Below are 14,285 nucleotides of genomic sequence, written 5' to 3'. Positions count from 1 at the left end.
CCTATGCGGTCATGTCCCAGGTGATGGAGTCCAGCCACACGCTTTGCCCAGAGGTGAGGCTGTTGCCGGCGGTGATTTCACCGTTCGCGGCGACCTGTAGCTGTGTGCCGCCGCCCGTGTACCGGGCGATCGTGGTCGCCAAAGCCAGGGGCCGGTGGGTGGTGGTGGGGATCGTGGCGAGCACCGCACCGGAAGTGACCGATCCGGTCGCGGTCAGGGTGCCCCGCAACCTGCCGTTGTCGCCGCCCCGATCCAAGCGGGACGCCGCCGCCTTACCACCCAACGACATGCCGGTTCCGGGGGTGAGGTTGACAAACGAGGTGGGGGATGCGGTGCCGCCTGCGCTGCCGGTGGTCCACGTGCCCGGGGTGCCGCCCGCAGTGCACAGGAACACGGCGCCCGCCGAGTCCAGAACCACATCCCCGGTGGTCCACGTACCGGAGGTGGGGGCCCCGGTGGTGGGGCGCTGCCCGCGCCAGTTGATTGCGGTCAGGGAGTTGTAGCTGCCGCCGGCCCGCACACCGAGCAGGCCGGCGAGAACGCGGGTGGCGACGATCCACCCGGGTTGGGTGGAGTGGCCGGTGCCGTACGCGCCCAGCAAGGGCTCCCGGTTCGCGGCTACCACGGGGTTGGTCGATAGTTCGAAAAATCGGCCGGTACTCGGGCCACCCAGCGACTCGTACGCCTCGAACCACCGGCCGCCAACCCGGTTGCTGGTCGACGGAGCACCGCGCGCTTCACCGTTGCCGTTGGGCCAGAACGTCTTGACCGCCTGACCACCCGCCGTGGTGGAGAAGATCTGAATCGTGTCCGGGTTGTTGTCCCCGGACGAGTACGGCTGCTGAATGCGCAGCCAGGGGTTGCCGTTCTGGCCCTGCGTCGGGTCGGGCGGCGCAGCGGTCTGCCCGACGTATGCCCCCCCAACCTTTGGCGGGTTGAGCAGCAGCGCACCTGACACCTGCGACGGGGCGAGCAGCGTGAACTGGCCATCCGACCAGCCCACCACCGTCCCATCAGTGCGGGTGCCGATCGCGCCCACCGACACGTCGGACAGGTTGGCGAGGCCGGTGCTGTGCGGGTTCAACGCCGAGGCGTGCGCCGACAAAGCCGCGGCCGTCCTCACCGTCTCGTCGCCGACGTCCGCAGTCATCCACACACGGGGCCCACCGTCGGCAGACGCCCACGCCCCGGTGATGCCGTCTGGGTATTGGACCCGCTGGATCTGCCCCAGCCCGCGCCCATCGGAGCCGTCGGACGACAGCACCGACGACACGGCCGCCCCAGTGCTGTCCCTCAGATCCGTGTACTGCATTCCGCCGGTTTCGGTGTTCCACCACTTCACCTCGACACCGCCGAGGGTGACCACCGCCTTGCCAGTCTTGTCGTTCGGTGGGACACCGATGGTGGCAGTGTCGCCGGTGACGATGGTGTAATCGGACGGTCCACCCGCAGCCCAGTACCGAGTCATTCAGTGTTCCTCTCAGGCCGCAATCCAGGTCAGTGATCCATCCACCGTGCGGTTTTGGCCGACAGACACCCCGGCCGGGCAGACGACGTACAGGTAACCGTCGGGATCCACACGCAGCCCAACCACCTGGGCAGCCGACCACCACAGGGCTGCGCTTTGCACCGGGAAGGTGGGGATGAACCCGGCGGGAAGTTGCCCGACGCGGGTATTCGCGCCGGCCGGTATCGTGCCGTTGGTCCGCATCACCTTCACGTTCAGCACACATATGCCGTTAACCCGTTGCACCACGTTCTCGCCAGCCGCGTAGCCGGACAACAAGCTGACCGCCGTCAGCCCCGAGTCCTCCACCGCCGTCAACCACCGGGTGCCGTTTGACACTTGGTAGCGGTTCCCGGGATGCAACCAGATGACCCGTCCTGCTTCGTGGGGTGGCAAGGTGTCCGTTGTGCAGCGGATTTGCCCGTCAGAGCCGATGTACCAAGCCTTCGGCGTGCACTGCGCAAAGTCAGTGACCGTGTCGTTGTAGGGAACGGTTACCTCAGCCAAAGGCAGTTCCCAAACACCTGTGGCGGTGTTGGTTCCGTAGGTCGGTGGCGGGGTGGTGGGTGTCGTCACCTCGACGCCCTTGACCACTGCGGGGGAGATGTTCCACGGGTTGCGGGTCATCCGCAGCACGACGAGGTCTTTGCGGCTGGTTCCCGGGGTGGTGTTGGCGTCCAGGGGCACACTGACTTCGGTGTCCCCAGATTCCCAGCGCAGCCCCCGCATGAGCGCAGCACGGTCTGCGCGGATCTTCACGCCGAGCAGCGACGAATCCGCGTACACCAGAGGCGGCAGGGTGGGATCCCCGATGAGCCCGTCCGGGCCCATCGGATGCATCAGATCCTCGTACTCGCGAGGCGTGACGGCACGACTGTTGTAGGCGGTGGTGGGGAAGGCGTAGCCGGCCACGACGCCTCCCCTCAAGGGCTAGAGCGGATATTCGACGGTGGCACCGCGGCGTGCGAGCTTGCGGAGAATGTCGCGCTGCAACGCGGCGGCGGGGTTGAGCATTTGCGCGGACCCGACCCCGATCACGGGGCGGATCGTCTCGCCGTCCTCAGGGTCGGCTTCGATCTCGACGGCGGAGATAACATCCGGCACGTCCGGCAGCCCGGGGTACGCCTCCACGGCCACCAGGTCACCGAGGTTGTAGTCCGTTCCGAAACGCTGGCCGTCAATGTCAGCGGCAACCACAGCGAGGCGCTGCACCTCACCAACACCGGCAAGCTCGTCGTCCCCCGCCGCTTGGAGCTCGGTGAGGTTGTCCGCGCCCGCCGCATCAACGAACGTCTCCAGCCGCCACCAGTCGCCCGGGTCGCCGCGTTCCACGATCACCCGGTTGACGCCAGCGTCCTTGCCGCCGCAGACCGCGACCGTCGCCTTGGGCGCCTCAGGTTCGTGTTTGATCGACACGACGTTGCCCATCGATCGGGAGAACCAGATACCGGCAGTCAGGTCCACCGGCTGGTACATCTGAAACTCGATCGTGTTGCCGACCTGCTGAGTGCGGCAGCCAATCCGGCCGCCTGCAAGGTTGACGATGCCGCGCAGATCATCGGTGACTGCCTGGAAGCGGGTCGACCAGGTGACAGACCCGGTGATTCCCGTGGTAGGCCCCAGCGTCAGCCGGGGGATCCGTCGGACAGGCAGAGCCGCAGGCCCAGCGTTGTTGTTGACCAACGCGCGACCCAACACCTCCGGCGTGCCGGTGGCAGTCCACTTCGCCACGTCCTGCGCGGTAGCGGCGAGTGCCGGGTTCGGGTAGGTGAGCCGTCCGGCGATGAGAGCGAGGTCGTCGGCGAACCGGACGGTGAGGTCCCCGACCCCGTCGTAGCCGTGCTTCTCGGCCTGCCAGTCCAGGGCGCCCGTGTACTCGATGGGGCCCGCCAGCAGGATGATCCCGTTGCGTTCGATGGCGGCCCGCGCTTTGGGTGTGCGTACCGCCTGCACCACGTCTGGGTAGGCGGGGACGGTGAACTCGCCGGAGCTGACCTCGTTGAACCGTAACGTCACCGATAGGGACGCCCAGTCGTCGATCTGCTGGGATATCACGTTCAGGTTGTGGTCGGTGACCCAAATCGTGTATTCCGCTGGCGTGGGGGCGGGGCCGAAGACACCCATGTCCCTCCTATGCGATGTTGTAGCGGGGCCAGAAGGTGAGCGCGATCGTGGTGCCCGGCCCGCTGCCGCTGACCGCGAATTCGAGGTCGTTGACGCCGGGTTCCAGCCGCCACAGCGTGGACCCAGGGCGCTGCAACGCGCCGCCGAGCATTTGCCCTGTGGGGCCGAGTACACGACCGGGCCGGGTAGTGATCGTCAGCGTTTGACCAGCGGAAAGGCCATAGTTCAGCGTGAAGGTTCGGCCTAGCGTGTGGTTGGTGGCCACGATCTGCGACGCGGGACCCGTCACCGTCCACGACGGCCACGCCTCGACCGTTCCGGGGTTGGTCATCTGGGTGGCCCCTAGTACGTCACCGCTGCTGATATTGGGAAACGGCAGCAGGTAGTCGACGGACTCCCCGTAGGCGCGGGTCAACGTGATGGGCTGCGAGTCTCGCCACGCCCCGTCCGGGCACAGCAGTGACAGGGCGGGGGTGTCCTCCGTCTGCCCTTGGCCGGGCTCGCCCTCCCAGCCCGCCTGGTAGTAGGCCAGCACCTCCCGCGCGGACCCGTCGGGTCGTGTGAGCCGGAACAGGCCGGGGCCTTTCCGTTTCGTCAATGCGAACGACTCACCCAGCGCCCGCCACAGTGCCAGGAACTCCAAGTGGGTGCGGGCACGCACCCGCACAGGCCACGTCAACACGCGGGCTTGGTCACGGATCCCCATGACCTGAACGCCGCCGCGCGGATCCGGCCGGGTCTGAATGCTCACCGGCGTCAGTCCGTAGCCGGTGACCGCGTTCAGCGTGAACCTTTCCCGGCCGGGCGGGTTCAACGGCCACTCCACCCCGTCCGGGTCGAACCACGTCGGCACATACTCGCCCGGGTCGAACCGGGGGGCTGGTACCGGCAATGGCCGTGGAGGGGGTGGCTCCACCGGCGGGGCGGGGGTGATTCCCCCAATGATCAGCGGCACCGCCCACCCCCACCCGTCACCGTGTTAGCCCTTGCGTCCGACGCGCGCCCTGGCGTCCATCTGCCTCATCGCCGCCGACAGGTCCGACAGCGACATCGGACCGCCCTGCGAATGGACGGTCAGGTTGTTGGTGACCTGCGTCGACATGCCCTTGCCCTGGCCGCCGCTCACATACCGGCCCCCGTACCAGCCGGCGCCGATTGACAGCAGCTCCTCACCCCGCCGCCGCGAGCCCAGCCGGGGCAGGAACAGCTCACCGCCGGTGCCCCGCTCCGCGAACCCGTACAGGGTTTGCGCGGAGTTGAACAGGCCACCCTCGGACAGGGCGAGTAGCCCCGTCTGGGGCGGCAAGTACACCCCGCCCTGCGCGTTGGGGGTGAGCACAATCTTCCCGTACTGGTTGATCAGCGAGTCGATCGCCGGCTTCGACAACCCCGACCCGGTGAGGATCTGCCGCAGTTGGGTCACGTACGAGTCGTAGACACCTGTCGCCTTCGACTTGTTGCCGGTCTGCTCCAACACGGCCTGCGCGGCGTCCTGCGCGTCCTTGAGGAACCGGAACAACGCCGTCAGGTTGTCCCGACCGACCTCGTCTTTCACGTCGAACACCGGCTTGTTCAGGGAGAACAGATCCGTGAGGCTGGCCAGCGAGCCCTCCGCCGAGATCACAGCCTGCGCCGCCGCGATGTTCTTCTCCGACCCGATCGGCGTTTTCGCCGGCACATCGTAGGTGGGCCGCTGCGACAGGGTTTTGATCAGCGAGCTGATGGTTGCCGCGCTGACCTTCTGCTGCTTCAATGTGGCCCGGAGCTTGGCGATATGCGCGTCGTAGGCGGCGTTGGCCTGATTCACGCTGCCGGTCTCCGCGTACTTCGCTTCCGCCGCGTCCTGCGCCGCCTTCACCGAGGCGATCACCGCCGAGTAGTTCTCCCGGCCATTTTTCGTCGACAGGGAGAAGCTGCGGCCGTTCTCCTTCAACGACTCGTTCAGCCGTTGGATGGCATCTCGGGCCTGGATGTACGCCTCAACCGACTCCATCCGAGTACCCGCAACTGGCCCGCTACTCGACGACGCGGCCCCGTACGCCACCAGCCCGGACGCCGCGGCGACCATCCCGCCAGCCATGACACCACCGGCCGCCATCGGTACGACCTTGGCGTTCGACCATTCTGCGGCCTCCGACAGGATCGACAGGTTCCGCTGCCGGTCGCCCTTGCGGGGGATGTACGCCTCACCACCGGTCTCCGGCTCCGCGAACTTCACCAGCGGAGGGTTCGACGCCGGGTAGATACCGGCTTGCATCATCCCGCCCGCAGCCATCGCCACCGGCCGGTCAACGCCACCCCACCGCCTGACCAGGGTGCCGCCCGGCACCTTGAGGTCACCGCTGCTGGTCCACCGCACCGACCCGGTGATAGTGAAGTGCCGGTCCCGGAATGACTGTAGAACTGCCTTCGCGGCCCGCATGTCCGCCATCGCCTGCGCCGTCCGCGCCCCAATGATCACTATCTTGCCGTTCGGCAACTGGCGGATCTGGTACAGCACCCCGCCCACCTGATTGGCGGCGTCCGTGGCACCCGGGGCGCTGATCCGCGTTTCCAACGCGGGCGGCATCATTCCGTACTTCTCGATCAGGGCGTCGATCTGCCCCTCCGTGAGACCACCCGCTTTGAGGGTTTCCCGCAGCGCCCCGATGTACTTGTCGTACACCCCGGCTGCCTGGTCGACGCTGTTGGTTTCCTCGTACTTCTTCTGCGCCGCCTCCGCTGCGACCTGAATCATGTCGAGGGTGAGCTGCTTGTTCTCGCGGCCCTTCGCGTTGGCGATGTCAAAGTCTGTGCCCTGCTTGTTCAACGCCCGACCGTTTTTGTCCAGCGCCTCAGACAGCCGGTCGATGCCTTCCTCAGCCTTGATCTGCGCCTCCGCGCTGCCGATCGCCGCACCGTTGAGCTCGTTGAACACGTCAATCAGGTCGCGCCCGGAGGTAACCGCCCCCTGCAGACCCTCGTGGAGGGTCTTCGCCCGAGCCTCCAACGCCGCCATCGACCCGGCCCCGCCGTGTGCTGCCGCGCCAAGCCGCTCCATCTCGCCCACAGTCCGGGGCAGCAACTTCACCAGCTCGTCGGCGTTCAACCCCGACTCAGACAACACCCGGTTCCATGCTGCGGTCACACCACGTGTGTCGTCGGTGTTCTTCGCGTACTGGCTGATCGCCGCATCCAGGGCTTCGATCCGTTCCTTGCCGCCGGTGAAACTGTCGCCGTAGATCAGCTCGTTCAACGACTTCGCGGGCGGCATCAACGACTCGATCGACCGGCCCAAGTTGGGGAACCACTTGTCACCGGCGGTTTCCGCCGACAGGCTCAACCCTTCAAGGTCATCGCCGAACACGCGGGCGAACTCGCCGGATACCTTGCCTGTCGCGGCGAACCGCTCAATCGACTTGGTCAGTCGGTCCACGTCGGCGATCGGATCGGTGAACTGGTCGAACACCACGCCCGCCAACTGCAACGCGACCAGCGCGGTGACAGCCTTACCGGCACCCGCCGCGAACGCCGTCATGCCCTTCGCCGCAGTCGCCCCGGCAGGGCCCATCGCCGTCATCTTCACCGCGGCGCCCTGCGCGGCAACACCCATTGCGGCCACGGCGACCGTGGTCTTCTGCGCCACCGCGCCCAACGCGATGGCCGCGATCACCACGGACTGCACCGGGTCCGGGAGGGCCTGGAACAGGTCGAAAACCGTCCGCAGGGCGGCGGACCCGGCGGCGAGGATGTCGAACATCGTTGCCAGGCCGTCGCGGGTCGCCGGGTCGGCGAGGGCATCCCGGGCGATCGACCCGAGAGGGCCGAGTACCTGCGCCATGCCCTCGTATGCGGTGGTGAGCGTGTCGACGATCCCGGCGATATCCTCGCCGGCCCGACCGGACGCCATGTACGCGTCCAGCGCACGTGCCGTGCCGACGATCGCAGTGTTCTGCCGGTTCACCTCGCCGATGACCTGGCCGATGATTGACGTCAGGTCCCCGGCAATTGACAGCAGCGCGCCCGCCGACTCGGCCCCCGATCGAAAGAACTCGGACAGGTCTCCGTTGGCGCGGGCGCGGGCGATACCCGACGTCATCGAGTCGATGGCGCCAGCGAGCCGGTCACCGATCACCCGCACCAGCGGGTCAGCGGCCACCGCCGCCGACGACAGGGCCCGCGCCACCGGCTGCACCCGCACGATCAGTTGGTCGAAGATCCGATCCGCCGTGGCGGTGATCTGCTGGAACCCGCCGAGGATCATCGGATCGGTGGCCGCGTCGGTGATCGCCGTCATCGCCAGCGACCAGTCGTGGGCGAGGATCTGCGCCTGCCTGCTGACCGTTGGCAGGGTGTCGGTGGCGAGCCGGTCAAGGTTGCCTGCCGCCGACGCGTACGCCGTGTCCTGGAGGGACTGCTGCAACCCGACCAGTTGCGGCTTGAGCCGCCCCACCTCCTGCATGAGGGCCTTCGCGGACGGGCTGAGCTGACCGAACGGGTCATCGGTTTCGAACAGGTCGCCGAGAGCGTCACTGAGGCCGATGGAAGCGACTTTGACGGTGCCCATCGTCGCCGCGACCCCGCCGAGGATGCCGGGCAGCGTGCCTGCGGCAGCACCAGCGGCCACAGCGGCGGGGGCGATGTATTGCAGTGCCCCACCAGCAGCGGTGGCCCCGGCAGCAGTGAGAGCGGTGACCTTACCGACCCGCTTGCCGAATTCCTCGAACTCGGCGGCGGCTTTCGACATGTCCTGGCCGGCTTTGCGGGACGATCCGCTCAGCCGTTCCTGTGACTTCCGTAGCCGTTCGGTGGCCCGCTCACCCTCGGACGCCCCGGATGTGTAGTCCTTGACGAGCATCCGCAGGCGCACAGACACAGTCCGGTCCGTCACTGCCGCCCCCTCCTCTTGCGCCGAGGTGGCTTAGCGACCCGCACCACTGTATGGATCATGTACGGGGCCTGATCAGGGTCGTTCTTCGACCACTTTTCCTCACTACGCACCAGCGTTTTGCATGAGAAACACTCGGTGGGTGTCTCGGCCACGTACTGGTGGGCGGCGTCAGGGTTGTCCGGGTCGTTGTCCGGGTCAGTGCACTCGGCGAGAGGCTGCCCGCACTTGCGGCACAGGGTGCCCTCGTACAGGTCCAGGGCGAGCATCCACGACCGCTCCCGCGCATCCCACTCCACCTCACGAGACGTCACCCACCGGACGGGACGGCCCTGCTCATCCCACGCGGTTACCTCGGTGGCCTCGCGCGGCTCCCACCCGTCGAACCGTTTGAGGCTCACGCCTAGGCCGTGGGCGGTGGTCAGCTTCCGGCGGAGCTCCGGAGACTCGGCGAGCTGACCAGCAAGAAAGGGATATCACCGTCAATCTGGTTGATGTTCCACGCCTCATTGGCGAGCTTGTTGAACTGGGCGTCCGACAGCTTCGCGTACAGCTTCACCCACCGGTCGCCGGTCAGCTCCGGCGACACGATCGACTCCTTGACGAGAGCAGGGAAGAACGAGTCGTAGTTGACGCCGATCATGTCCTTCGGCTCACGCTTACCCGTCACCTTGTCGACGCGTGGTGGGTGCTTGGCGAACAGGTCGGTCCACTCCGGCTTCGGCAACGCCCGCAGCGTGAACTCCACGGTGTAGCGGCGCATCTCCTCGATCAGCCGGTCCAGCTCGGCCTGCTGCGGGTCCGGGGCGGGCCCCTTCGACGCCAGCCGGTCATCCCCGGGCAGGCTGGCGGCGTCAGCCTGGGCGGCGCGTTCGTCGATGGTGGCCGTCACCCGGTCGTACTCGGCGCGCAGCCGGCCGTTGAGGCAGAGGGGGACGGTGGTTTCGGCGAGGGTCGCCTGGTCGAGGATCGAGTCGAAGTCAAAGGTCATGGGAGGGCGCTCCCCAGCGATAGGTGTGGTGATGGGAGCGGGCCGCACCCGAGGTAGGTGCGGCCCGCGAAGATTGGGGCTGGTTATGCGCCAGCGACGACGGCCACGTCACGCCGCACGGCACCGATCACGAACGGCTTCTGCGTGATCTTGTGGACGCCGTTGCGGCCCGGGGTGTTCTTCCGCTGAATGCCCATTTCCACCGGGTACACGTCCACCAGGTCGGCGATTGCGACAGCCGCCTCCGAATCCACCGCCCACCGAAGCACGATGTTGCCCTGCGTGCCCGGGGCCAACGCGATACGCGCCTCGTCGTCGTCCGGGGACTCCGGGTTGAACACGTAGGTGATTCCTAGGGTATCCGTGAAGTCACCCCGCGACTCGAAGATCTGCTTGGAGCACAGGCGAGGGTCGTCGACCGTGTTCTCCGACGTTTCCGTGGTCAGGCCGTCGCCGGACAGGTAGCAGGACAGGTCGAGGACCGTGCCCGCGTTCAATTCGGTGACCTTCGGTGCGGCGGTGTTGGCGATGGCGGGCACCCACAGCGCCAGCATCGTCCCGTTCGTCGTGACCGCGATGGGCATCGTCATCGCTTGCCCCCCTTGCTGCTGGTGGCGGTCGTCGTGTCAGCGCCGGTCGGCGTGGACGGCTCGGGGGTGTCGCCCTGGCCCATGCCGGCGGTGCCGTCACCCTTCGGCGGGGTGTCGCTGCCGGCGAGGTCGGTGCGGTACTTCGGCGGACGGGCGCGGCGCCCCCAGTTCAGCGGGTAGTCCGGGACGGGCGTCATGCCGTCGCGTACGGCGGTCTGCGGCACGTCGTAGCGGTGACCGGTGTCGGCGTCCTTCACCCACACAAACGGCACCCTGCCGCTGGTGTCGCGTGGGGCCCGCCGGCCGCCGAGGCGGTCGTCAGCCATTATTGGTCCTCTCAGGTCGTGCTTCGGATTGGTGAGCTGTGCAGGGTGAAGAAGATCGGCGTGAAGTAGATGCGCCTGCCGTCCGGGCTCTTGACGTTCGGATCCACGGCGGGCGGGCCAGGGCTACCGGGGTCCTGCTCGATGTCCCCGCAGCGGCGGCCGGTGATGGTGGGCCGTTTGCGGTGCAGCACCCGGCGGGCGCGGTCGGCGGCCCCGAGCACGTCGAGGGGGGACAGTCCGACGCAGGTGATTTGGGTGCGGGTCCACACCTCCCCGCCGTCCCCGGCGAGACGCACCACGCTCGGATTGCCGGCAGCACCCCACACCACGTAGTGCGGCCAGGTGAGCTCGTCGTCGGGGATGTTGACGTCGCCCTCATGCACCTGAAAGGCGGTGCCAGTGCGGAGCATCGCCGCGACGGCCTGCGCGTGATCGACGGACGGTTCGATCGAGGGCAGGGGCACCGGCCACCCCCGATCTAGTCGAACGGGTCGGAGATCGCCTCAGCGGCGGCGAGGAAACCGGGTGTGATGGCGTCAGCGGACGGGCCCACAAACGGCTGCGGCGCCATGCGGCTCGTGCCGCCCTCGATGAACTTCGCGTACGAAGCTTCGGGTCCGTACTCGCCTTCCACCACCCCGGACCGGCCATCACCCGTGAACGACGTCGTTACCGAGCCCCGCATAAACCCGGTATCCACGGCCGCCAACTGCTGGGCGATCCGTGCACCTTCCTCGGTGGTGCGCCGCACCACCTGCGCGCCCTTTGCCCCCACCCGCCCGGAGGCGGTGCGGAGCTTCGCTTCGATCGGCGCAAACTCCAGAACACCGTCAACCCAGATGTCAACCACAGGTCACCCCCGGCGGTTGATGGGTTCCTCGATGTCACAGCCCACGTTGCGCTGCCAAGAGAGGCCGTTGCGGGGCACGTTCACCACCCGCAGGCGGGCACCCACCAGCGACGGGTCACCGTCACACTCGTCGGTCTCCCACACATCCCGTACATGCGGCACCGGACTGTCTGCGGGCAGGATCAGTAGGTAGCCACCGACGGCCACGATCCGGTCAGCCTGCACCGACTGGGCACCGCTGTTGGCGCGGACCCTCGCCCGCCCTACGTAGATGAGCGCTGGGGCGGGAAAGGTGGTCTTGCCGGTCTCTGGGTTGCGCACACCGGTCTCGGACGGTCGCAGCAGCCGACCGGACACGGTCATCGCCGCCTCAGACACCGGCCGGTGATGCTGTTCGAAACGTGGGTGGATGAGCCGATAATTGGGCAGCGGCACGGCACTCCCTACAGATATGAGTCGCCCCAGCTAGCCGGCGTAGGGAACGAGTACAGCGGTAGCAAGCCTTGCGCCGGGGCAGTACCGCCGTCCTGCTGCTCGGCGGCGGCCTGGTCTCGCAACGCCTTCGCCCGGTTCATTAGCTCCCTGGCCACGGCCGGCGCATCGGTAGACAGATCCTGGGTGGCGATCTTCTTCCCGATCAAGGTCTCGCTGGTAGCGATGATCTCTAAGGCTGCTGCTGACCCGCGTTTGACGTTGCCGGCCTCCGCGCGGAGTAGAGCGTCGAGCTGCGCGTCCTCGAACAGGGGTGTTGTCTCATCCACATCGGTGATCAGCAGCCGGATCATGCCGATGTCGCCGGTCGGGTCCAGGGTGATCGAAGGCAGGCTCATCAGCTCGCGGCCCACCACGAACTGGCCCTCAACCGCGTCTTGGGCGGTGCCGGTGGCCGACAGTCGGTAACTGTGGGTGCCTGGGGCGTCAGCGAGGTGCACGGCTAGGTACAACCCGCCGTCGGCGGTAACCGTCATGGCGGCGGTCGAACCGTCGGGGCGAGTCACCTCACCGGACACCGTCGCATCCGTAACAGGCTGGCCGGCGAGCTCGCGCAGCGTCCACTCGGTGACGAACTGCTGCCCCTGCCAGTAGGTGCGCGCGGTCACAGCACTCTCACCTCCGACCGTGGGGGAGTGTGGACACTGCTGGTCGACGGAAACCGCAGCCGCCCGCGCGCCGGCTTGGGCTGCTCCGTGGCGGCGGCAGCGGTCAGCGAGCTGGAAGCCGCCAGAACAGCACTCGCGGCGTGGGTGTAGGTGGTACCCGCTGTGAACGAGGCGGTTGCGGACAACACCGCCTCAGCGGCGACCGTGTGAGTCCCGCCGATGGCCAGAGCGGTATCGGCGGTCAGCGTGACCTGCGTGTTCGCAACCCCAGTCCCATCGCCGGTCAGAACGGACACCGCAGTCAACGGAGCGCCAGCCGGGGCGGTTCGGGATGTGGTGGCGGAGACCGTTGCCGTGGCGGTGAGGGCAGCCGCACCAGCGGTCATCCTGGTCGGAGTCGCGGAGAGACCCGATTCGGCGGTGAGCGCAGCAGCCCCGGAGGTGACACCGAACGCGCCGGAAGTCAGCGCCGAAGCGGCGGACAGCATCACAGACGCGGGGCTAATAGCAGCACCCGAAGCGGTCAGCGTAGACGCTGCGGACAGCGGCGCCGCACCGGACACCACCCGAACCCCGGGTGCGGCCAGCGACGATGCGGCGGACAGGTCAGCCGCACCCGCTGCGGTGGCATTGGCCGGGCCGAGAGCACCAGTGTCTGACCAGCCAACGTCGTCGAACTTGACGGCGATGTTGGTGCCGTTGGCGGTTTGCCCCCACCACACCTCACGGATCGTGCCGCCGAAATCCCCACTCAGCTCACCCGAGTCCTGGGCGGCAGTAGTCGAATCACCGGAGTACACCCACACCCTGGCGGCGCCGGTCGTGGACCCGGCGACCCGACATTCAATGCGCCATTGGGTGCCAGCGGTCAGGTTGGGGCTACTTGTCCACACGGTGGTGTTCGCCGAGTTTCGGAGGGTCACCTGGCCGGCGGCGGTCACCTGGATCCGGAACCGCTGGGCGTTGCTGCCGGCGTTCTGGCCTCGCAGCGGAGACACCGTGCCGGTCAGATTGGCCGGGTCGACGTAAAACCGGAACCACTGGTCGGCGGCGCTGTCACCAGCGTTGACCGTCCAGCCGCGCCGCTCGGTGGTGTTCGTGGCGCCGGTGGTGACCTGCATGCACAGGCTGCCGTGCGCCTGCCCCGTCGCCGAGTAAACGCACGTTGATCCGGTGCCGGAGGTGGTGAGGGTCCACGCATCACCGGACGCGCCGTCTGACCCTGCGACCGTGATCGTGTTCCCGGCGGTGCCGCCCTCGAAGCTGTTCGTCAGGGTCGTCATCGGTCCCCCTGACCGGGTGAGCTACTGGATGCTCGCGGACAGGCTCGACGGGGCGAACGTGAGGCTGTCGCCTGCCCCCACCGTCTTCGGCGCGGTCAGGGCACCCCACCATGTGCGGCGCGGGGAGCCGGCGGAGTCGTACACCTCCACCCCGACCACTGTCGCTGCGGGCATCGACGTGAACGAGATGGTGCCGCTGTTGGACGCGGACCCGGCCGACGCGGCAGCCATGGCCATGGTTTGCCTCGTGTACGAGCCGCCCGTGACCTCCGTGCCGGCTGCGGTCGCGGACCCGTTGGCGGTGGTCAGCGCCAGTTTCATCGGGGTTGTGGGCGCGGTGAAGCTGGCCGTCCCGAACGAGGCGTCGAGCAGCCGGTTGGATTCCGACTGCACGATGTTGTTCGCCATGTCACGCACCCTCAGTCAGGTCGACGGCCGGCAGGGTCAGCAGGTGCTCGCGCAGCGCATCCCCGGTTGCGCCGTTGGCGTCGGCGATCTGCGCCGTGCACACCGGGCATCCGGTCACCATCGCGCAGCAGTCCATGTGCCGGGCCACGTCCACCCCGTCGGGGAGGGCGATCACGTGGCGAGGATGGTCATCGGTCTGGGTGCAGATCGGGCAGATTCGGGTCGGGTTCACCGGCACC

At 67.8% G+C, this 14,285-nt stretch carries 16 protein-coding genes; all 16 read right to left on the bottom strand.

The window, feature by feature from the left end; all coding sequences use genetic code 11:
- Nucleotide 1 precedes the first annotated feature (1 nt).
- Nucleotides 2–1,468: a hypothetical protein gene (locus ACH4T9_RS12655; protein WP_396671191.1), complete on the bottom strand. Its 1,467-nt coding sequence runs from the start codon at nucleotides 1,466–1,468 to the stop codon at nucleotides 2–4.
- Nucleotides 1,469–1,480: 12 nt separating this feature from the next.
- Nucleotides 1,481–2,419: a hypothetical protein gene (locus ACH4T9_RS12650; RefSeq protein WP_396671190.1), complete on the bottom strand. Its 939-nt coding sequence runs from the start codon at nucleotides 2,417–2,419 to the stop codon at nucleotides 1,481–1,483.
- 18 nt (nucleotides 2,420–2,437) lie between these two features.
- Nucleotides 2,438–3,631: a hypothetical protein gene (locus tag ACH4T9_RS12645; RefSeq protein WP_396671189.1), complete on the bottom strand. Its 1,194-nt coding sequence runs from the start codon at nucleotides 3,629–3,631 to the stop codon at nucleotides 2,438–2,440.
- 7 nt (nucleotides 3,632–3,638) lie between these two features.
- A complete protein-coding gene (locus ACH4T9_RS12640; protein ID WP_396671188.1) occupies nucleotides 3,639–4,484 on the bottom strand; it encodes a phage distal tail protein in 846 nt (281 codons plus the stop codon).
- Between the two features lie 126 nt (nucleotides 4,485–4,610).
- Nucleotides 4,611–8,486, bottom strand: coding sequence for a hypothetical protein (locus ACH4T9_RS12635; RefSeq protein WP_396671187.1), 3,876 nt, complete (start codon nucleotides 8,484–8,486; stop codon nucleotides 4,611–4,613).
- 11 nt (nucleotides 8,487–8,497) lie between these two features.
- Nucleotides 8,498–8,812 (bottom strand): hypothetical protein, encoded by a 315-nt coding sequence (locus ACH4T9_RS12630; protein WP_396671186.1) that lies wholly within the window; start codon nucleotides 8,810–8,812, stop codon nucleotides 8,498–8,500.
- A 107-nt stretch (nucleotides 8,813–8,919) separates the two neighbouring features.
- Nucleotides 8,920–9,489 (bottom strand): hypothetical protein, encoded by a 570-nt coding sequence (locus ACH4T9_RS12625; RefSeq protein ID WP_396671185.1) that lies wholly within the window; start codon nucleotides 9,487–9,489, stop codon nucleotides 8,920–8,922.
- Nucleotides 9,490–9,572: 83 nt separating this feature from the next.
- The gene (locus tag ACH4T9_RS12620; protein WP_396671184.1) at nucleotides 9,573–10,079 is read right to left on the bottom strand and encodes a hypothetical protein; all 507 of its coding nucleotides are present in this window, start codon (nucleotides 10,077–10,079) and stop codon (nucleotides 9,573–9,575) included.
- Nucleotides 10,076–10,405, bottom strand: a complete 330-nt coding sequence (locus ACH4T9_RS12615) for a hypothetical protein (RefSeq protein ID WP_396671183.1) — start codon at nucleotides 10,403–10,405, stop codon at nucleotides 10,076–10,078. Before ACH4T9_RS12615 ends, ACH4T9_RS12620 begins: the two co-directional genes overlap by 4 nt.
- Nucleotides 10,406–10,416: 11 nt before the next feature.
- Entirely contained in the window at nucleotides 10,417–10,869 is a 453-nt protein-coding gene (locus ACH4T9_RS12610; protein ID WP_396671182.1) for a hypothetical protein, read from the bottom strand.
- A gap of 14 nt (nucleotides 10,870–10,883) precedes the next feature.
- Nucleotides 10,884–11,255: an HK97-gp10 family putative phage morphogenesis protein gene (locus ACH4T9_RS12605; RefSeq protein ID WP_396671181.1), complete on the bottom strand. Its 372-nt coding sequence runs from the start codon at nucleotides 11,253–11,255 to the stop codon at nucleotides 10,884–10,886.
- A gap of 3 nt (nucleotides 11,256–11,258) precedes the next feature.
- Entirely contained in the window at nucleotides 11,259–11,690 is a 432-nt protein-coding gene (locus ACH4T9_RS12600; RefSeq protein ID WP_396671180.1) for a DUF6093 family protein, read from the bottom strand.
- 8 nt (nucleotides 11,691–11,698) lie between these two features.
- Complete coding sequence (locus ACH4T9_RS12595; protein ID WP_396671179.1) at nucleotides 11,699–12,355, bottom strand: hypothetical protein; 657 nt, start codon at nucleotides 12,353–12,355, stop codon at nucleotides 11,699–11,701.
- Nucleotides 12,352–13,638 (bottom strand): hypothetical protein, encoded by a 1,287-nt coding sequence (locus ACH4T9_RS12590; protein WP_396671178.1) that lies wholly within the window; start codon nucleotides 13,636–13,638, stop codon nucleotides 12,352–12,354. The genes ACH4T9_RS12595 and ACH4T9_RS12590 overlap by 4 nt, the downstream gene beginning before the upstream one ends.
- Nucleotides 13,639–13,659: 21 nt before the next feature.
- Complete coding sequence (locus ACH4T9_RS12585; RefSeq protein WP_396671177.1) at nucleotides 13,660–14,046, bottom strand: hypothetical protein; 387 nt, start codon at nucleotides 14,044–14,046, stop codon at nucleotides 13,660–13,662.
- 1 nt (nucleotide 14,047) lies between these two features.
- Nucleotides 14,048–14,278 carry a hypothetical protein gene (locus ACH4T9_RS12580; protein WP_396671176.1) on the bottom strand — a complete coding sequence of 77 codons (231 nt, stop codon included), beginning with the start codon at nucleotides 14,276–14,278 and terminating at the stop codon, nucleotides 14,048–14,050.
- Nucleotides 14,279–14,285 lie beyond the last annotated feature (7 nt).

The sequence above is a fragment of the Micromonospora sp. NPDC020750 genome, from assembly GCF_044334565.1.
GTDB lineage: Bacteria > Actinomycetota > Actinomycetes > Mycobacteriales > Micromonosporaceae > Micromonospora.
The sequence above is the reverse complement of the archived record's forward strand: the minus strand, read 5'-3'. Positions and strand labels throughout refer to the sequence as shown.